Source organism: Bacteroides faecis MAJ27, assembly GCF_900106755.1.
In the GTDB taxonomy this organism is placed as follows: domain Bacteria; phylum Bacteroidota; class Bacteroidia; order Bacteroidales; family Bacteroidaceae; genus Bacteroides; species Bacteroides faecis.
Genome location: NZ_FNNN01000004.1, coordinates 189,706 through 208,695, shown reverse-complemented (window position 1 = coordinate 208,695; position 18,990 = coordinate 189,706). Strand labels below are relative to the sequence as shown.

General features: G+C 46.6%; 13 protein-coding genes. 3 read left to right on the top strand and 10 right to left on the bottom strand.

Annotated features, from left to right (window positions below; all coding sequences use genetic code 11):
- Positions 1-88: 88 nt before the first annotated feature.
- From msrC to BLW31_RS05325, 10 genes are all read right to left on the bottom strand, one after another.
- Positions 89-559, bottom strand: a complete 471-nt coding sequence (msrC, locus tag BLW31_RS05365; RefSeq protein ID WP_010539024.1) for a free L-methionine (R)-S-oxide reductase MsrC — start codon at positions 557-559, stop codon at positions 89-91.
- Positions 560-566: 7 nt separating this feature from the next.
- Complete coding sequence (locus tag BLW31_RS05360; protein ID WP_010539023.1) at positions 567-5,597, bottom strand: DUF4132 domain-containing protein; 5,031 nt, start codon at positions 5,595-5,597, stop codon at positions 567-569.
- A gap of 30 nt (positions 5,598-5,627) precedes the next feature.
- Positions 5,628-6,047, bottom strand: a complete 420-nt coding sequence (locus BLW31_RS05355) for a hypothetical protein (protein WP_010539022.1) — start codon at positions 6,045-6,047, stop codon at positions 5,628-5,630.
- A gap of 8 nt (positions 6,048-6,055) precedes the next feature.
- Positions 6,056-6,232 (bottom strand): hypothetical protein, encoded by a 177-nt coding sequence (locus BLW31_RS24370; protein ID WP_010539021.1) that lies wholly within the window; start codon positions 6,230-6,232, stop codon positions 6,056-6,058.
- Positions 6,233-6,452: 220 nt separating this feature from the next.
- Positions 6,453-8,159 (bottom strand): acyl-CoA dehydrogenase family protein, encoded by a 1,707-nt coding sequence (locus BLW31_RS05350; protein ID WP_010539020.1) that lies wholly within the window; start codon positions 8,157-8,159, stop codon positions 6,453-6,455.
- A 6-nt stretch (positions 8,160-8,165) separates the two neighbouring features.
- Positions 8,166-9,185, bottom strand: coding sequence for an electron transfer flavoprotein subunit alpha/FixB family protein (locus BLW31_RS05345; RefSeq protein WP_010539019.1), 1,020 nt, complete (start codon positions 9,183-9,185; stop codon positions 8,166-8,168).
- Positions 9,186-9,187: 2 nt separating this feature from the next.
- On the bottom strand, positions 9,188-10,060 hold the full coding sequence (locus BLW31_RS05340) for an electron transfer flavoprotein subunit beta/FixA family protein (RefSeq protein ID WP_010539018.1): 873 nt from the start codon (positions 10,058-10,060) through the stop codon (positions 9,188-9,190).
- A gap of 199 nt (positions 10,061-10,259) precedes the next feature.
- On the bottom strand, positions 10,260-10,940 hold the full coding sequence (locus BLW31_RS05335; protein WP_029425662.1) for a hypothetical protein: 681 nt from the start codon (positions 10,938-10,940) through the stop codon (positions 10,260-10,262).
- 509 nt (positions 10,941-11,449) lie between these two features.
- Positions 11,450-14,296, bottom strand: a complete 2,847-nt coding sequence (locus BLW31_RS05330; protein ID WP_010539016.1) for a TonB-dependent receptor — start codon at positions 14,294-14,296, stop codon at positions 11,450-11,452.
- Between the two features lie 45 nt (positions 14,297-14,341).
- Positions 14,342-15,682, bottom strand: coding sequence for a DUF4925 domain-containing protein (locus BLW31_RS05325; protein ID WP_022302510.1), 1,341 nt, complete (start codon positions 15,680-15,682; stop codon positions 14,342-14,344).
- 250 nt (positions 15,683-15,932) lie between these two features.
- Between BLW31_RS05325 and BLW31_RS05320 the strand changes: the two genes are divergently transcribed.
- From BLW31_RS05320 to BLW31_RS05310, 3 genes are all read left to right on the top strand, one after another.
- Complete coding sequence (locus BLW31_RS05320; RefSeq protein WP_022302511.1) at positions 15,933-16,784, top strand: helix-turn-helix domain-containing protein; 852 nt, start codon at positions 15,933-15,935, stop codon at positions 16,782-16,784.
- 196 nt (positions 16,785-16,980) lie between these two features.
- The gene (locus BLW31_RS05315) at positions 16,981-18,195 is read left to right on the top strand and encodes a sensor histidine kinase (protein ID WP_010539013.1); all 1,215 of its coding nucleotides are present in this window, start codon (positions 16,981-16,983) and stop codon (positions 18,193-18,195) included.
- Complete coding sequence (locus tag BLW31_RS05310) at positions 18,195-18,923, top strand: LytR/AlgR family response regulator transcription factor (RefSeq protein WP_010539012.1); 729 nt, start codon at positions 18,195-18,197, stop codon at positions 18,921-18,923. Before BLW31_RS05315 ends, BLW31_RS05310 begins: the two co-directional genes overlap by 1 nt.
- Positions 18,924-18,990: the final 67 nt, after the last annotated feature.

The following is an 18,990-nucleotide window of genomic DNA, read 5'->3' as shown; positions in this document are numbered from 1 at the left end:
AACGGAGGCTCTATTTATAGTAAACAGAGGCTCTGATTCATATGAACGGAGCCTCTGTTTTATTAGGACGGTTACAGTACAAAGAAAGCTATCCGATGTACGTACAGATTTCTCTCAGATAGCGTGCATCCGTTTCATCAAAGCTATTCAGCGTATCGCTGTCGATGTCCAGCACTCCGATGACATTTCCCTCTTTTATAACAGGCACTACTATTTCCGACTTGGAGTTGGAACTGCAAGCTATATGGCCGGGAAACTGCTCTACATCAGGAACAATCAGCGTCTGCGCCTCCTTCCATGCCGTACCGCAAACTCCTCTGCCGAAACGAATGCGTGTGCAGGCGATAGGCCCTTGAAACGGTGCTAATACAAGTTCGTCGCCTTCCACCAGATAAAAGCCCACCCAGAAAAAGTGGAAAGTCTGCTTCAGTGCGGCAGCTATATTCGCCAAGTTAGCGATAAGATTCGTTTCTGAACTTACCAATGCTTGTAGCTGTGGAAGCAGCTCACGATATTTCTCTTCCTTGCTGCCTGTGTGGATCAGTAAATTTTCTGCCATTTCTTTTCTATTTGATTTGGTTTAAGATACCAGGGTCTTTTATCTTGTCATCTTCTGCGAAGAAAATGATTTTCGTCAGTATCTCCGCAGTTTTCGGGTCTTCATCTACAAAAGGCAGGAACAGTCGTCCGCGACTTTGCGAGTGTACCGGAAGAACGGCTATTTGTGCGCCGCCTTCTTTATGAATAACACCGCTGCCCAGATGAATGTTGTATTTGCCCAACTTGCCTTCGATGTATGCAAAGTTTCCTTTTACCTTCACGTTGTTGAAATGGAACAAAGGCAGCGTGAGTTCCACCAATGCACGGCGCATCTCAATTGTAGAATGACTGGTTTCCGGATCTACACTTCCGGCATGTGCCACACTGACAGCAAGATCCACGTCTCTCATCACTTCGGAGAAGATCACGGGCGGAATCTCCGAAATCTTCATCGGCTTATAATCCTGACGGTTGTGGAAGCAGACAAATTCCAGTGTGGGAGCTTCGATGTCGGCAGGAGAGAACCAGTCCGCCATCGCATAGATGGTGGCGATAATGTTCTCTTTATAATATATCTTCTGAAGCCCGTCCTCGTAGTCGGCTACCCAGCGGCGTCCTTTCAGTACGGCAACCGTTTTCTGCGGCTGAATCTGATTTCCGGCATACCGGCGGGATTGCGTAGCATCTTCCTCTTCCGGGGTGGGAAGATACAATTCGCGGAATACCTGCTTGAAAGGCTGGCGGATGGATTTGTCGAACAGGAATTTCTGATAGGCATGCCAGTTGCCGCTTGCATGCAAGTCTGTGGGGTGAGCAATGCGCAACTCATCTTTCGGAGTCAGCGGAAGACACATGTTGTCGGCTGTAATCAATAATCCGTCAGTATAGAAACCAGTCCTGCCATTGCTGGTGAAGACCAGATTTTTCAGTAACGGCCAGATCACCGGGTTCTTCATCAGTTTACGCAATTCGCTTTCTTCAAAACGGGTACAGTCTTCCATTGCCTGTTCGAGCATGATACGCGAACGGGCGTGCTGGTCTTTCAGTTTTTTGTGTACCGCTTTCAGTTCTTCCACGTATGGATGCTTTTTCAGTTTGGGAGGCAGGCTGTTCAGTTCTTTTCCGGCTCTTAGTTGTTTGATTTCCGGTTTGCCCTCATTGTTGACCTGCACGTATACTTCCACGCCCTCTATTTCTTTAGGGGTCAGGTAAGGGATGATTTCTTTGACCAGTTCCGTCTCCATGCTCCATGTCAGGCGGGTGACATCTCCGTAACCGGAGTTGCGTGCCAGGTTTTGCAGGGCGATAGCGACTGCTTTCTTTTCGCTTTCCTGCCTTTGTGCGCCGAATTCCTTGCTTTCTTTCAGGAACTTTTGCAGGAACTGATAACGTTCGAGCAATTCTTTATCCGCTTTCCGTCCCAACGGGATCAGCCCGTAGCTCATCAGCAGGTCTTTATTTCGCTTCGCTATGATTTCTTTTTTTGCATCTGCCGCTTTCGTCTTACCGTTGACGGCATCGGCAAATTTACGGGCACGGGTATGAGTATTGCTTAACGAAATATACTTGGCAGCATTGTATACTACCTCAAAACGTTCCTTGCCGATGGTCTTATAAGCCTCCTTGAACCAGCTGATGTCAAAAGCACCTTCCTGAAGGTCTTCTATATCAATCGGGGTGTAGCGGGCGATGATCGCTTTCTTCTTATCGTCGAAACACTCGCTGGTATGGGCATGGAAGTAGTAGGCGGCACTTTCCAGCCCTTTCCATCCGGTCGCTTTTTCGGTGAGTTCCAGCCATTGCGGGGCGAACATGGCAGCTTCCACCAGTCGTATATGGCTGATGTCGGCTTGGCGGGCCAGCTCCTTCAGTGTATCACTGTCATCGTCCGGAGATGGATAACAGGCATGGAGCAGACTGCTCAATACTCCCCGTTTGGTGTTGCGCCAGTTGTAACTGTCGCGGATGAAAGTGTCTTTGCCGAACGCTTGCAGGATGCGGATCAGTGTTTCCGCTCCGTAGACACGGTGCAGTTCTTCAGCCAGGCGGGTGACTTGGGTTTCGGAGTCTCCCCGTTGCAGCTCTATTTCCAGAATCCGGTTCACTACCTTCTGTGTCAGCGAATGGAAGAGAGGATGACAACGGTCGTCCAATGCCGTAGTCACATCTTTGATGCGTGTGGGGGAATTGATACGTCCCATCAGTTCCCTGTATATTTCTTCGGCAGGAATGAGCCCTAACATCCATGCGTGGGCAAAGTCCATACTTTGCAGGTAGACTTCGGTCTCTTCCAGTTCGGGAGTATGTTCCATGTAATTGGTGAGCTTGTAGAGCTGGTAGCGTACGGTGAAATAACGGGTGAAGAGCGCATCATTGATGGGATGCTGAGGCGCATCAAGCCAGAAGCGTACGAACTTGTTGTTATGTATCGGATAAACGATCTCCCTTGCTCCGTATTCTTGTTTGTCTCTGAGCCATGTATGCTTATTGGTGTATTGACGGAAGATATTCTTCGCATTGAGCAGGGGCAGCAACTGTAAAAGCATATTGACGGAGAACTGCTGATAGGTTGCTTCATTTCTGTACTCATGTGCCAGTCCGTCGATAATATCCTCTATCTGTGTGTAATAAGTCAGCTTGCGGAGTGACTTTTGTAACCCGCGGTAAGTGAAGCCTGCATACATCTTATTGATAAGCGGTTCGAACGTGTTGAGCGATTGGATAGCCGCTTCTTTGTCTTCCTGCTCTTCTTCGTCAAATTCATCGTCCTCGTCGTCTTCTATTTCATTAGGAGCGCCGGTAGATGCCAGCATGAATTTCATCATCAGCAACTTGTCGTAACTTCCGATTTCCTGTTGGTAGAAATCCTGCCAGAGCTCCGGGAGTCCGAGTTCGCTCAGTCCGTCGTAGTGCTTGTACCAGTTCAGTAACACACTGTTGCCCACCAGACGTACCTCGCCGTATTTATCAGTGAATTCGTCTTCTTTATGTTTTTCGATATATTTGTTCAGCTTGTCGAAGATTGCCTTGGCTTTTCCCAGACGGATAAACTCAAATGCTTTCTTAACGTTGAATCCGGCATCGGGAGTAATAGCGGGCAGGTTGACCTCAAACGCGGGATCGTATAACCCGAAGCCATTCTCTCGGGTATAGTTACTTGTCGTACTCTGTTCCGTGCCGTCTCCGATGAGCGATTCGATCAGAATCTTCTCCTTGGCATTCGGCTTCTGAATCTCTCTGACTGTGGACAGCAGTTCCCGATAACTCTCCTTTAGGAAATCTACGTTACGGATGGTCTTCATCATATCCAGTCCTGCCAGGCGACGTTCGGCATTCTTGTTGCTCAGCAATCGGCGGATACTGCCGGTCAGTTGTTCTTTCGGCTGTTTCATCAGCAGGTTGATGGCATTGATGCGCATCTCACTATATTTGAAACGGAGCAGTTCTTCTATACTCTGATATTGTTCGGGGGACAGGGACATTTCGGACAATACCTTGTATGCCTCGTCCCGTATGTCTGTCGAGCGGTCACCGAGCGATTGCAGCACATATTCCTGTTCCACTTTGCTTTCGGTATGGGCCATAACGATTCCGATATAGCTGGCACGGCTGTAAGACTCTAGTGCGGGAAGATACTCGCAAAGTTCCTCCCTCAGCCGGGCATCGTTGGTCATCCATGCGATGTACGCCATTTTGAGAACTACGTCCGAACGGGTAAGTATGATGCTGTCCCAGGGAAATACGTAGGGTGAATAAGTCTCCTTGGCAGAAATGGACTGATAGACTTGTTTCAGGTATTCGTATTGGCGGACAGCCTCTTCCGGTGTTTCAAAATAATCGCTGAGTGCGGGAGTCTCCTTATTATCGCTATACCGGCTCAGATAAAGACCGTCCATATAAAGAGGAAGGATGGCCGCCACGACTTTTGGGTCGTCGTGCCACACTTCGAATGCGTCTTTGCTGATCAGATGATTCATTTGAGATGATTGCGTACAGCGCAGGAAGTACAATAACGTCTGTATCTGATGCTTGGCACCTTTTCTGATGATATCCGGCACGATGACTCTTATCTCATCAGTATCATAGAATCCGATGCTCCACAAAGCCAGATAAAGTTCGACTGTATCTTTGCTTTGCAGGGTGTTGCGGGCAGCTTCGGGATGATTCAGGAAATTCCAGATCAGATCTACATACTTGTTGGTGATCCGTTCGCTGCTGTCCTGTTCACCGATTCCGGTGCATACGGCGATGCTTCGTTTGACGGAGGCAAAACGTTGCAGCCCATTGTGATAGATAATGGAGAACAGGTAGAGGTAACTTTCGGGGCATCCTTCGTCCATCGTTTCTACGATGGCTTGGCGCAGTCCTTCCTGTAGTTTGGCAGCCAGCAGCAGTTTGCCTTCCAATTCCAGCAACGGACGGTGTCCGCTGATGGCGATGGCGTGGAGATACCAGCGTTGCAGGCGGTTAGCGTTGTTTTCGCTGGTCAGTACTTGATGCAGGTATTCGATAACAGTTTCGTTACCTTGTGCTATTTGGGCAGCCAGCCAGTAGGAAGAGTTCATATAGCCACTGAATTCTTCTATATCTTCCGGTGTATTTCCTCCTTTTAAGATGGCCTCTACCGAGAATCCGGTGGCACGCAACTTCAGAAACTGGAGCCATGCGTCTCTGGCGTGGTCCAGATGGTTGGACGGATGAGTGGAGCGCTGGGCGCGGCGGTCGTATCCGATGGTATGCGGGCAGCGTGCTTCGAGTTGCAGATAAGTACGGAACAAAGTGGCAAATTCGTCGCCCAGCATATAGTGGAACAGTTTGTGCAGCTTGCCGTCCATCAGGTTGGCAATGCTTTCGATGTTTTCTTCCCGGATGATTTCTTCCAGACGGGGTTCCAGTATCTCACTGAATATACCATATCGGCCTCCCATATCCAAATCTTCCATGAACATGTCGAACAGGGTAAGCGTTTCCGGCTCCAGACTTGTTTTTTCCTTTAGTAAACTCTCCAAATAGGGGTTTAGCAGCTTGTTCAATTTGTCGTTGTAAGTAATTCTCATGACTTTAAGCTTTTAGAGTTTTTATTTCAGTTACCAAAGTCTTCCTGACAGCATTGCCAGCCGGATAAAGGTAAGTGTAGATTCTTCTTTCAGTTGGATGGGGGAGGATAACTCTCCGAGTTCCGCATCATTCAGAAAGATGCGGAAGATTCCGTCTTCATAAGATTGCAGAGCATTGATGATGGCTTCGGCTTCTGCAGCCGGCTTGCCGTTATAGTTGGCTCCAAAGTCTACTTTGCCGGCGGCGGCCTTGTCCTCCATCTCTTCGCGGGTGAGGTATTTCAGCATTTCACTTTGTAGCAGGCGTTCGTTGTATTCGCTTACTTGCCAGCTGACAACCGCTTCAATCAGCTCCTGTACACTGGCAGGAGCAACGGGGAAATCGACCGGCATCTTTTCGATGCTGCATTTCCTTTTTCCTAATTGTTTCACTTGTATATATGCTTTCATACTTATTCTTATTTATCAAGTTGAGTTCCCATCGGAGCATAAAAACGGACTTCACGAAGAGTGATCTCTTCGATATTCCATTTAATTTTCTGAGACGCTTCGAGTGCCAGTATCAGAATTTGTGTATTTGATAAATCTGCAAAATGTAGCTTATCCTCGTGTAAAGGTCTGAGTCTAAACGTCATATTTCCCTCTTTTAATAAGTTGTAGATTGCTATTACTCTCTTTTTGTACAAAAGTACTGAATAATAATGAAAAAGGAGTGAAATGGGAGGGGGATATTTTTGAGGACAATGAGAATACTAATGTTGTGAGATTTAGTAAGTTCCCTTTGGAAAGAAGAGGACAAAAAAAGCATCCGCTTCGTTAGAAGGGATGCTTTTATCGTGAATCACCCTTTCCGGGTTATTTTTTGTAGAAAGCCAAGTCTTCTTTATCCATATTCTTGATAAAGTTAGTATGCTTCGTTACTTCCGCTTCTGCGAAGTTCAGATATACATGTGCAGACTTGGAGAACAGGTCGGCAGCTTTGCTTGCATCCTGAATCAGCAGGTGGCACATGATGATATCAGCAGCCATTTCCATCAGTCTGCGGGCTGTGAAGTCGAGCAGTTCCTGATCCTGAGCCTCTTTAACGGCATTGGTGCTGGCTTCGAACTGGTCAGCCATCTTTTTCAGGCGAGACATCAGCGGTTCCATTTCCGGTGAGCAGGGAACGGTTTCGAATTCGCGGATGGTAGCAAGGTAAGAACCGTTGGTTACGTAGCGGATAGCAGCTACAGTCTGCAACTGAGTCGTACCTTCGTAGATGCTGGTGATACGTGCGTCGCGGTAGATGCGCTGGCAGGCATATTCCATCATGAAGCCCGAACCTCCGTGAATCTGGATACAGTCGTAAGCATTCTGATTAGCGTATTCAGAGTTCATACCTTTGGCAAGCGGAGTGAAGCTGTCTGCCAGTTTGGCGTATTTCTTCTGTTCCAGACGTTCTTCCGGAGTCAGTTTGCGTTCGCGGGAGATGTCATCCAGTGCTTTGTAGATGTCTACGTAGCGGGCTGTCTGATAAAGCAGTGCACGTCCGGCATCCAGTTTTCCTTTCATAATGGCCAGCATGTCGTATACGGCAGGGAACTCGATAATTGCTTTTCCGAACTGCTTGCGGTCTTTGGCATACGCCAGTCCTTCGTTGTAAGCAGCCTGGCTCAATCCTACCGATTGTGCGGCGATACCCAGACGGGCACCGTTCATCAAGGCCATTACGTATTTGATCAGACCGAGTTTGCGGTCACCGCAAAGTTCGGCTTTTGCATTCTTATAAACCAGTTCGCAGGTAGGAGAACCGTGAATACCTAACTTATGTTCGATACGGCGTACATCAACACCGCCCTGACGTTTGTCATAGATGAACATAGACAGACCACGACCATCTCTGGTTCCTTCTTCCGAACGGGCAAGTACCAGATGGATATCTGCGTCGCCGTTGGTGATGAAACGTTTCACACCGTTCAGCAGCCAGCATCCGTCTTTTTCGCTGTAAGTTGCTTTCAGCATCACTGCCTGAAGGTCGGAACCGGCATCCGGTTCGGTGAGGTCCATAGACATCGTTTCGCCCTGGCATACGCGAGGGATGAAACGGCTGTGCTGGTCGGCATTACCGAATTCATACAGTGTTTCGATACAGTCCTGCAGAGACCAGATGTTTCCGAAACCTGCATCGGCAGCGGCAACGATTTCAGCACACATGGTGTACGGAGTGATCGGGAAGTTCAGACCACCGAAACGGCGGGGCATTGTCATTCCGTTCAGTCCGGCTTTCACCATCGCGTCCAGATTTTCTTTCGTACCGGAAGCGTATTCCACCCGTCCGTTGGCACAGTGAGGACCTTCTTCGTCAACGCCTTCAGCGTTTGCATTGATAATTTCGCCTGTTATTTCTCCGGTGATCTCCAATACTTTATCGTAAGAGTCGAGTGCATCCTCAAAATCCAGGGGAGCGTAGTCGAATTCATCTTTATCTCTGTAGTTGCGTTCTTTGAGTTCGCAAATACGTTTCATCATCGGATTGTTCAAGTGATACTTGAGTTCCGGTATTTCTGTGTAAAAATTTGCCATCTTTCTTTACTTGCTATTCTGTTTATAATACTTAATCATCTTCGGCACAACTTCTTCGATGGTTCCGTTGATTACGTAGTCGGCAATCGTATTGATCGGAGCATCCGGATCGTTGTTGATAGAGATGATGATACCACTTTCCTGCATACCGGCGATATGCTGGATTTGTCCTGAGATACCACAAGCAATGTAGAGTTTCGGACGAACCGTTACACCTGTCTGACCAATCTGACGGTCATGTTCTGCAAAACCTGCGTCGACAGCGGCGCGGCTTGCACCTACTTCTGCGTGAAGTTCTTTGGCCAGGCTGAACAGCAAGTCGAAGTTTTCTTTGGAACCTACTCCGTAACCACCGGCGATGATGATCGGAGAGCCTTTCAGGTTGTTCTTCGCTTTTTCTACGTGGCGTTCGATTACTTTGACCACATAGTCTGTGTCGGCTACGTACTTCTTCACATCGTGGCGGATCACTTCTCCCTGATAAGCCGGAGAAACGATTTCCTTCTTCATCACACCTTCGCGAACGGTTGCCATCTGTGGGCGGTGTTCGGGGTTCACGATCGTTGCAACGATGTTACCGCCGAATGCCGGACGGATCTGGTACAACAGGTTTTTATAAACTATTCCTGCTTTCTTGTCTTCGTGGTCGCCGATTTCCAGTGAGGTACAGTCGGCAGTCAAACCGCTGGTCAAAGCAGAGGAAACACGCGGACCGAGGTCACGACCGATAACGGTTGCACCCATCAGGCAGATTTGCGGTTTTTCTTCTTTGAAGAGATTGACCAGAATAGAAGTGTGGGGAAGTGAAGTATAGGGATAAAGTCCTTTGCCGTCGAAAACGTGGAGTTTGTCTACTCCGTAAGGAAGGATTTGCTTTTCAATTTCTTTGAGGCCGGTGCCGGCAACTACTGCTTCGAGTTGGCAGTTGAGTTCGTTAGCCAACGAACGACCTTTTGTCAGAAGCTCCAGGCTGACGTCTGCGACGATGCCTTCTTCTATTTCGCAATATACAAATAAGTTATTCATGATTATCCGATGGTATGGTTAGCTAACAGTTCAACAATCAGTTCTTCCACATCACGGTCGCTGCCGCTGATGGTTTTGCTCTCTTTAGCCTGGAACACGATGTTCTGAATGGCTTTTACTTTCGTAGGCGAACCGGAAAGACCACACTGGGCGAGGTCACCGTTTACATCCGCTACGCTCCATTCTGTCAGATTCAGATAGTCGCGCTTGTCATACAAGTCGGTATAGTCGAGGTTACCTTGTTGTTTTTCCGTCACGGTTTTAGCATGTTTGTACTTCTGCACCAGCTTCGCGTTGCGCGGGCGGCAGGGAGCAGCCGAGCCGTTGACTGTGATAACGATAGGCAGCGGACCTTCCACTGTTTCAACACCACCGTCGATGTGGCGTTTCACTTTGATTTTGCCGTCACCTACTTCGAGAATCTCTTCAGCGTATGTGATTTGCGTCAGTCCAAGTTTTTCTGCCACCTGCGGACCTACCTGTGCCGTATCACCGTCGATAGCCTGACGACCGCCGATAATAATGTCGCACTCACCGATTTTGCGGATAGCAGTTGCCAGAGCGTAGCTTGTAGCCAGCGTATCTGCACCGGCAAAAGCACGGTCAGTCAGCAAATAACCATTATCGGCACCACGGAAAAGTCCTTCACGAATAATATCAGCAGCGCGTCCCGGTCCCATTGTCAGAATGGTTACGGTAGAGCCTGGGTGAGCATCTTTCAGGCGAAGAGCTTGCTCAAGGGCATTCAGGTCTTCGGGGTTGAAGATGGCAGGGAGTGCCGCACGGTTAATAGTGCCGTCGGCTTTCATGGCATCTTTCCCAACGTTACGTGTGTCGGGAACTTGTTTTGCCAATACAACAATTTTCAAACTCATGCTATTAATTTTAGTATTAGTATTTCTACAAGTTAGCAGCCAGTAGTCAAGTAGTAAGTATCTTGCTATTCAAACTATCCGGTTAACTATCAGCGTGCAAAATTACTCAAACACTTGGTTCTGACAAGAAATACGAGTAAAAAATGCACAGTATTAAGTTTTTTGAGCAAATGAGGAGGAAAATAAACTTATATTTCAATCATAAACTGAAGCCGACTACAAAGTAGAGTTGCTCTTCGTAGGGGTTGGCTATCAGCTTTCCGAATACGGGCAGTGAGAATGTGGAGGTAATCTTCAATTCTTTGCTGGCGGAAAGCCCTGCGTTGACAACATTGAACTTGTCTGAATACATGCCTTCCCACGGAGTGAAGCCTGCTTCGAGGGCAAAATCCACTCCTTTTATGTGAAACGGATAGCTGAGTTCGCAGTAGCTGGACCAGGCGCGTTTTCCGTTTTCGCGATAGTCATTGCCGGCAAATGTGGTGTACCAACTCACCGAAAGCGGGAATTTCTCGCAAAGCATGTATCCGGCACCGGCTTCGAAAGTATGTCCGGTGGAGTGTGCTTTATAATTGAAATATTTGAAAGGTTCGTCTTCCGTTTGAGTAAAATAGTTGTTGGCATATAAGGTAAGGTTCTTATATTCGTACTCCAGTGAGAGGTCAATCTCGTTGTTCTTATGACGGAATTCTGTCGACCCCCAGGCGTAGACGGTCAGCCCTTTCCAGTTGAAGCCAAGTGAAGGCTGAACGCTGGCATTGCCGCTGTCCATACCTCTCCAGATATAGCTGCTGACAAAATCTGCATTAACAAAGACTTCCTGCGCCTGTGTATAAACGGCGCAAAATAAGATTGCAATAAGTAGGAGTTGTTTTTTCATTTTATGGTCTTGTTGCTTACGAGTTAGCGTCTTGTTGTTTACGGGCGGCAAAGATACGGCATTTTTTCTTTTCTTAAAAGATGCCTTCCTATTTTGTACAGTCTGCCGGAGTTAATGGTCAATGGTCTGTTTATTAGTATCTTTCCTACGTTAGATTAACATCTTCGGGTAGTAACAAGGCTTCGTTTCATGTACGTGATTCTGTCGGTTCACGTACATGAACCAACGGGATCACGTATGTAGACCGGTGGGATCACATACGTGAAGCGAAGGCAGATGACGCTCGGAAGTGCTTGGGGAAGCCTTGTTCTCCTATTGGAGCTACGGAGTTTTACTCTAATATGTGGCATGTGGGGAACGGAAAAAGGTGATAATAGAAAATGTCTCCATGTCTATTATCACCTTATTATCACCGCGTATTGTCACTTTTACTTTTCTGGTTGATAGGGTATTAACTGCGAAAAGTGACAAGTGACAATAGAAATTGCAATTTTAACTCCTTAGTAGTTCTAGAATGTGACGTCCATTTTCAGTACGAAAGTGCGGGGAGCAGCTACAGCCATCGGACGGTAGCTATATTCCTTATTCAGCAAATTGTTGACCATAAACTGGAAGGCGACTTCTTTCGTAGCTTTTACTCCGAAGCGTAAATCAACGGTTGCATAGTCCGTATTATGTTTTTTCCAATAGCTCGCCAGCGTTTCTCCTCTTGACTGCCCGAAGAGAATGGTACGTACATAATCCATCAGATCTTTCTGTTGTTTTTCTCGTTCATCCAGCATCAGATAATCCACAGCAAGAATTTTACTCTTCCAGGCCACATTTGCGCCGAGGTTGATACGCTTCCACTGGAAGTCTACCGTAGCTTTGAAAGTATGTTTCGGACGATATTTCAGATACTTGCCCGTATTCGATTTTTCTTTCATCTGGAGGGCATCGGAGTAGGTATCTTCCAACTCGTTGCGCTCTTTGTAGTCGGCATCACGGGGTTCGGTATATACATATCCTAAGTTGTAGAACAATTTTGTATTCTTATTGAAGTTATAAACTCCGTTTGTTGATATTTCCATTCCATAGATTTGCGCTTTCGATACGTTGTGGAACTGTGCCCCGATGCCGAATCCCTTGCCGTCCATCAGCATCCGGATGGCATCACTGATACTGTTGATCATGCTATAATCCGCATTGTTGAACAGACCGAACTGGAATTCGACCATGTCTTTATATTCGGTATAGAATCCGGCTACATCGACAAATCCCTGGAAATTGCCGATTTTGTATCCTTGTTTGAATCCTAGTTCCGCATTGTATCCTTTCTCCGGTTTGATATCGAGGTTCGGATAAATGCCTACTCCTCCGATATCTTTGCGGAGATACTTCTCGTTGATGGACGGATTGCGGTAACCCTGACCTATACTGGCACGGATAAAGCTATAGTCGGCTAACTGGTAATTCAGTCCGGCACGGAATACGGGACGGAACGGAACTTTGGTTCCGAGTATCTTTGTTTCCGCTTCGCGGTAATGGTTGTCCACGCGATAATATTCGGCACGTACTCCTGCCGATACGCTCAGACGGTCCCAGAAACGCTGGTCGTACTGGAAGAAGGCAGCCACGTTATCACTTTTGTATACCTCGTCCATAATGGAGGAATCATAACGGACGTGCTCGTAAGTCATTCCGGTAGTGATCTGTGCACCGCCGTCCCATTTCTTGTTGAACTGGTAGTCGAGATAATAATTGTAGCTTTTGTCCGTTTTAGTCTTTGAATCATTTCTGGACGGATTCATTACGTTTGATAGCCACGGGATAAGGTCGCTGGGCAGTTGTCCGTTCTGTATGCTGCCCAGATCGCCGGGGAGCCCGTTGTCCATGACCCAGGAGATAAGGTCGCAGTAGTCTGCCGTTGTCGCGTTCGGGAAGATGTTGCCCAGTGAAGTGAATACTCCGTTCATGGCATCTTCCAGATTTCCGTTGATGAGGCCCGACCCGATACCTACCAGTGCCGGGTAGAGGGAGCTGTAGTCGCCTCCTGCAATGTTCTGGATGGTCTGTGCATTGGTGCCCATATTTCCCAGGATATCGGTGATCGATGCACCCGAACTCGGACGTACAATATTGTCGGCACTATGGTAGAAGCGGCCTTTGATCTTGTGGGAAGTTCCGTTCTCCGGATTCACGTAGTTGATGAACGGGTCGATGTGGAAGTTGTTTTCTTCCCGTCCCATATTGGTGAAAGGAGAGGGCTTATAAACTTCGGTCGGTGATCTCCAGATAAAGAAGTCTCCGTACTGGTTGGTCAGGAAGTCCACATTCAGCCCGTAGTTGAGTATCTTCATTCCCATGTCCGGCTGGTGGTAAGTCAGGTTGCCGCCCATACGGAACCGTTTGTTGTATCCCTGCTGGCGGTATCCTTCGTCAGTGAACAGATTGATGCTTCCGCTGACATCGAAATGACCGATACGACGGGAATGGGAAAGGTCGAAGCCTTCATAAATCGGATTTCTTATTCCGCTCAGCAGGCTGCCGCGCAGGATAGGTTTCACCGAATATTTTCCGTCTTTCCAGAAGCTTTTGTCACTCCATTGGTATTCGTCGTTCTCCGCATCGCCATATACACCGACGTATGCGCTGAAGCGGGTTTTCGGTGTCAGTCCCGGACGGGCGGTACGTATATTGATGATACCGTTCAAGGCTGACGAACCGTATAATACGGAAGAGGCGCCCTTGATCACTTCTACCTGCTCGATGTTTTCGAGGGGTACGGTATTCCAGTTGATTTCTCCCGTTTTAGGATTCAGCGTACTCATTCCGTCTACCAGAATTTGGCTGCGGGCACCTACACCGTAGGTCCATCCGCTGCCTCCACGCATGGAAGGCTGTTTGTCTACGATGTCCACACCGGGCAGTGTGCGGAGCGTGGAAGTAATGTCCGTTGGTGCCTGGCGGGCGATATCGCTTGCCTTTACCAAATCCATCGATACGGTGACGTTGCTCAGCTTCTGTTCGAAGCGTCCGGCACTGACTACTACTTCTTCCAGCAGCTTGGTGCTTTCTTTCATATAAACATCTTTGGTGATTACGTCCCGTCTGCCGATCACTATGGGCATGAGAACATCTTCATATCCCACATAGCTGAATACCAGGTCGACTCCTCCTTCGGGCAACTTGATTTCGTATGCTCCGTTGATGTCGGATACTACCCCTTGATTACCGTGTAGCTTGTATGTCACAGCTGCACCGACCAAAGGTTCGTTCGTGTTGGCATCATATATATGTCCTTTCAGTGTCTGGGCAAAAGCAGTTCCGAATCCGGTCAGGAGAATCAGTACTGTCAGTATATATAGTTTCTTCATTGTTTCTATAATTTATGTTTTTTCTTAGGATGGAAAAACGGATGATTAATTGTCAACCAAGTCAAGTCCCAAGTCCAGCTTGGTAATGATAGACCAGTTATCGTACAACGGACCAAGATAAGAGTCGTACAACATCGGGCCGAAGTTAGGAATGCCTTCCATGACAGGCTGAAGATTCGGAATGAAAGCGATGATAGGGCTCAATGCTGCCCTGTCCAGATATATATGAGTATGCCCGTTCACCTTTTCTATATGCATGGGAATACCTTTTTTTATCCACGAAAAGAACATCTGGAAACTTTGGTAGTCCATATTGGCAATCATGGACAACAAAGAATTATCCAACGATTCGTTTACTGCTCCGAGCAGTGTTTTCAGTAAGAAGGGGTTGGCTTTCAAGATGGCATCTGCGATGCCTGCAATCAGATTGCCGTCGACCGTCTTTCCCTGTCCTTGTATAGCTTGGCTGATGATGGCGGGGAGGTTCAGTTTGACATAAAGCAGGTCATTCTTTACATACCAGTGAGCCAGTCCACGGGGAGAGGGAGCATAAGCGCGTCCCTGAGTTGCGGCAGCGATGTCTTCGGCAGATAAAGTATTGAACATGAGTTTCATCATGATGAACATGCTGACTTGCTGCATCGATTCAGGGTCGTCCATATTGATTTCACTGAACTTCTGTTCTCCCAGTTGCATTTCGTCAGTCGTATATTCGGCAGTGATGTTTCCGTCGGATTCCAGATTGATATTCCGGAGCAATTGTGGCAGGAGATATCCTCCCATACCTTTTATTAAAGTAGAGACGGTGGCATATAAACTTCCGGCATCTTTGACCATTTCCAGATCCATGTCGGTATATAAGGCTGCTGTCAATAGCTGGTTGTCCGCTTCGCCCCATTCGTATTGTCCGGTCTCCTGATTACGTACGACGTCTTTTCCTCTGCCGCGTGTCAGTTCGCTGAGCAGATAACTGTTCATCCATTGGCTTTGCGGCATGGTTACGTTCAGATCCAGTTTCATCGTTTTCGGAGTGATGGCACCGGTGTATGTAACGGTTGCTCCTGCTGCCGAAACGGTCTCTCCGCTGAAGGTGTAGTTATCTTCCTTTTCTAATAATTCCACCCGGAAAGATGTCTCTTTTTCTCCCGGAATGACATCATTCAAAGTCAATGTTCCCTTTTTGCTGTCTTCTGTGATGAAGCTGACAGATTTTCCGATTAGTTTTTCTCCGCTGTAGGTCAGGTCCAGAGTCGATGGTTTGATATACGAGCCATATTCCTGGCTGAGTTCGCCCGGCCAGAACAGCTTGTTGTTATAGGTTTCTTCACAAGATGTAAAGAAGAATGCCGCACAAGCTACCAATAATAGTTTTCGTAATGTTTTCATTCTCTTTTTAGTTTTTATATCTAAGTATTTATTAAAACATTGCAAATGTCGTCTATTCTTGTTTCTACGTCAAGCTCCATTTTTCGTATTCGATGTTCTATTCTAATTATTTTGTATATATGTGTCTTGGAATGAATATTCGTAATGTCCCTTCCTTTTGAATAAATGTTCTGTTTTTCATATTTTAATAAAAAGCTTGACTGGATATCAAAAGGAAAAAGATATCTTTGTGGAACTAAATTTCTTAATTATGATTATAGATGATGCGCTTCCCAAATTTGATCTTCCGGTTGATTTTGTTACGGATGACAGTATAACTGGTGACATCCTGAATCAGTACGGTCGTTTTCCCTGCCATATAAAGGCGGGAGTTTTTGTGCTTTGTACGCGGGGAACCGTACGCGCTACTATCAATCTGTCCGAGTATACAATCAGCCGGAATGATTTTGTGACTGTGCTTCCCGGATCATTTATCCAGATTCACGAAGTATCTTCGGATACCCGTGTCTGTTTTGCCGGTTTTTCTTCGGAGTTTATAGCGCGGGTAAGTTATGTGGAGACGTTTCTGGATTTTCTTCCTATGATTCTGAATAATCCCATTATGCCGCTGACGGAAGAAATAGCTCAATTGTACCGGAATGCTTTTAGCTTGCTTATTCGTGCCTATGCCTTGCCGAACACGCTGGACAATAAGGAGATACTGAAATCTATATTTACCATATTCTTTCAGGGAGTGGGCGAGCTGTATAAACGTTGCAAACCGACGACCAACGAGCCGATAAAGCGGGAGCATGAACTCTATCGTCAGTTTATCCAGTTGTTGATGGCAAACTATACGCAGGAGCATGAAGTCTCCTTTTATGCGAAAAAGTGCGGAGTGACTCCGGCGCATTTTTCCGGTGCTATCCGAAAAGCCAGCGGTCACAGTCCTTTGGCCATCATCACGGGAATTATTGTCATGAATGCGAAGGCGCAATTAAAATCTACCCGGTTGCCTGTGAAGGAAATAGCTTTTTCGTTGGGATTCAATAACCTTTCCTTTTTCAATAAATATTTTCGTAAGCATGTGCAGATGACGCCTCAGGAGTATAGGGAATGCTGAAGGTGAACGGTGCACAGGCTGCTACATTAACAACGGGCTCGATGGTGACGCAAGTGGGAAATACGAGGGGTGGCGGAGGATGCCCCGGGGGATGGTAAACAGCAGTTTACCGTTGAAAAGAGTACTTTGGTCGATTCTTTTTGTGGAGTAGAAGTAACGGTTCTATCTTTGTATCAGTCATTTGGAACAATGAAGCATGAAAAGACTGCGTAAACAACAATTGCTGGAACAGAGCATTTATGGGGCTATCTGGACTGTTATTTTTCTTCTCCCATTGATCGGCGGATACTTTGCCGTTAATGGTGGGCTCGAAAGAGAGGAAAGTCGTGCGGTGATCCATGACTCCTGGTTGACTATCCTCCCTTTTTTCGTGCTGTTTCTGTTGAACAATTACGTATTGGTTCCGTATTTTCTTTTCAGAAAAAGATATTGGCCCTATATTATTTCTGTGGTTTTTCTGATTGCTATTTCGTGCCTGATCGCTCCTGCTCCTTCTATGGAACGGTTTCCGGGGAAGTTCAGGCATGAGAAGATTCATGATAAGAATGGCGATAGTAAAGAGAACCGGAGAAATCAACTTATAGAAATGAGAGAGAGAGCTCGTAAAGAAGAGTCTATCCATTGGGATGAGCTTCGACTGATGGAGCCTGATGTGGAAAAGCCCCAACGACCAGGTGGCTTTCCTAAGCCGGCTCCTTATCCTTTTCCTCCTTTCACTATCCGCTATCTTATTCATTTTGTGGTAGCTTTTCTGATGGTCGGATTTAATATTGCAGTCAAGTTGTTTTTCAAGTCCTTCCGGGACGAAGAGATGCTGAAAGAACTGGAACACCAACATCTGCAGTCCGAACTGCAATACCTGAAATATCAGATAAACCCGCATTTCTTCATGAATACGCTTAATAATATTCATGCACTGGTGGATATCGATACGGGAAAAGCGAAAAGTACGATTGTGGAACTTTCCAAGTTAATGCGTTACGTGCTTTACGAAGCCAGCAACAAAACCATTCTGCTGTCGCGTGAAATCCAGTTTCTGGAGAATTATGTCACGTTAATGAGTTTGCGTTACCCTGACAGAGTATCCATTGAAAAGAATTTTCCTCTTGAAGTACCCGAGGTACAGATACCGCCTTTGCTCTTTGTCTCTTTTGTGGAAAACGCTTTCAAGCATGGAATCAGCTACCGGAAAGAATCGTTCGTTCATGTAGTGATGCAACTGGAAGACGGAAACAGGCTCTCTTTCAGATGTACCAACAGTACAGGCGGTTCGTCTGATGAGCAGCATCATGGTATCGGTTTGGAGAACGTTCGTAAACGCTTAAGGCTGTTGTTTGGTAATGATTATACCCTTTCCATTACGGAGGAAGATAATAAATTTGATGTTTTACTTATTGTACCTTTATTATAATGAAATGTATAGCGATTGATGATGAACCTTTGGCATTGAAGCAACTGACGGATTATATATCCCGTGTTCCTTTTCTGTCTTTAGTCAAGCCTTGCCAGGATGCTTTTGAGGCGATGAAGGTACTGGCTGATGAGGATATAGACCTGATCCTTGTGGATATCAATATGCCCGATTTGAACGGACTGGATTTTATCCGTTCGCTTATCAGCCATCCGTTGGTTATCTTCACGACTGCTTATTCTGAATATGCGGTTGACGGTTTCAAACTGGATGCTGTCGATTACCTCTTGAAACCGTTTGAGTTCCAGGATTTACTGAAAGCGGCGGATAAGGCACGGAAACAATTTGAATACCGGTTGCTGGAGCAGCAGGGAGAACTGGGGAACAGTTCGCAGATAAAAGGAGATTCTCTGTTTGTAAAGAGTGATTATAGGGTGGTACGTATCGATGTGAAAAATATACGGTACATTGAGAGTATGAGTGAATATGTACGTATTTTCATAGAAGGTGAGGATAAACCGGTCATTACTCTTGCCAGCCTTCAGAAGATGGAGGAGCGGCTTCCCGCGTATTTCATGCGGGTACACCGTTCTTATATTGTCAATCTTCGCAAGATTACAGAAGTTTCCCGTCTCCGCATTATCTTTGATAAGACGACGTATATTCCTGTCGGGGATAATTATAAGGAGAAGTTTACGGAATATATCGGTAAGTTGAGTCTCTTTTAAAGCGCTGCTGTCTTTGATAAATCGTTGCAGGCGGAAGATGATGATAAGACAAAAGCCCCGGGAGCAG

What these genes read in the sequence shown, in the direction of transcription:
- msrC (WP_010539024.1), bottom strand. Translation starts at nt 559, where the DNA reads ATGGCAGAAAATTTACTGATCCACACAGGCAGCAAGGAAGAGAAATAT.
- BLW31_RS05360 (WP_010539023.1), bottom strand. Translation starts at nt 5,597, where the DNA reads ATGAGAATTACTTACAACGACAAATTGAACAAGCTGCTAAACCCCTAT.
- BLW31_RS05355 (WP_010539022.1), bottom strand. Translation starts at nt 6,047, where the DNA reads ATGAAAGCATATATACAAGTGAAACAATTAGGAAAAAGGAAATGCAGC.
- BLW31_RS24370 (WP_010539021.1), bottom strand. Translation starts at nt 6,232, where the DNA reads ATGACGTTTAGACTCAGACCTTTACACGAGGATAAGCTACATTTTGCA.
- BLW31_RS05350 (WP_010539020.1), bottom strand. Translation starts at nt 8,159, where the DNA reads ATGGCAAATTTTTACACAGAAATACCGGAACTCAAGTATCACTTGAAC.
- BLW31_RS05345 (WP_010539019.1), bottom strand. Translation starts at nt 9,185, where the DNA reads ATGAATAACTTATTTGTATATTGCGAAATAGAAGAAGGCATCGTCGCA.
- BLW31_RS05340 (WP_010539018.1), bottom strand. Translation starts at nt 10,060, where the DNA reads ATGAGTTTGAAAATTGTTGTATTGGCAAAACAAGTTCCCGACACACGT.
- BLW31_RS05335 (WP_029425662.1), bottom strand. Translation starts at nt 10,940, where the DNA reads ATGAAAAAACAACTCCTACTTATTGCAATCTTATTTTGCGCCGTTTAT.
- BLW31_RS05330 (WP_010539016.1), bottom strand. Translation starts at nt 14,296, where the DNA reads ATGAAGAAACTATATATACTGACAGTACTGATTCTCCTGACCGGATTC.
- BLW31_RS05325 (WP_022302510.1), bottom strand. Translation starts at nt 15,682, where the DNA reads ATGAAAACATTACGAAAACTATTATTGGTAGCTTGTGCGGCATTCTTC.
- BLW31_RS05320 (WP_022302511.1), top strand. Translation starts at nt 15,933, where the DNA reads ATGATTATAGATGATGCGCTTCCCAAATTTGATCTTCCGGTTGATTTT.
- BLW31_RS05315 (WP_010539013.1), top strand. Translation starts at nt 16,981, where the DNA reads ATGAAAAGACTGCGTAAACAACAATTGCTGGAACAGAGCATTTATGGG.
- BLW31_RS05310 (WP_010539012.1), top strand. Translation starts at nt 18,195, where the DNA reads ATGAAATGTATAGCGATTGATGATGAACCTTTGGCATTGAAGCAACTG.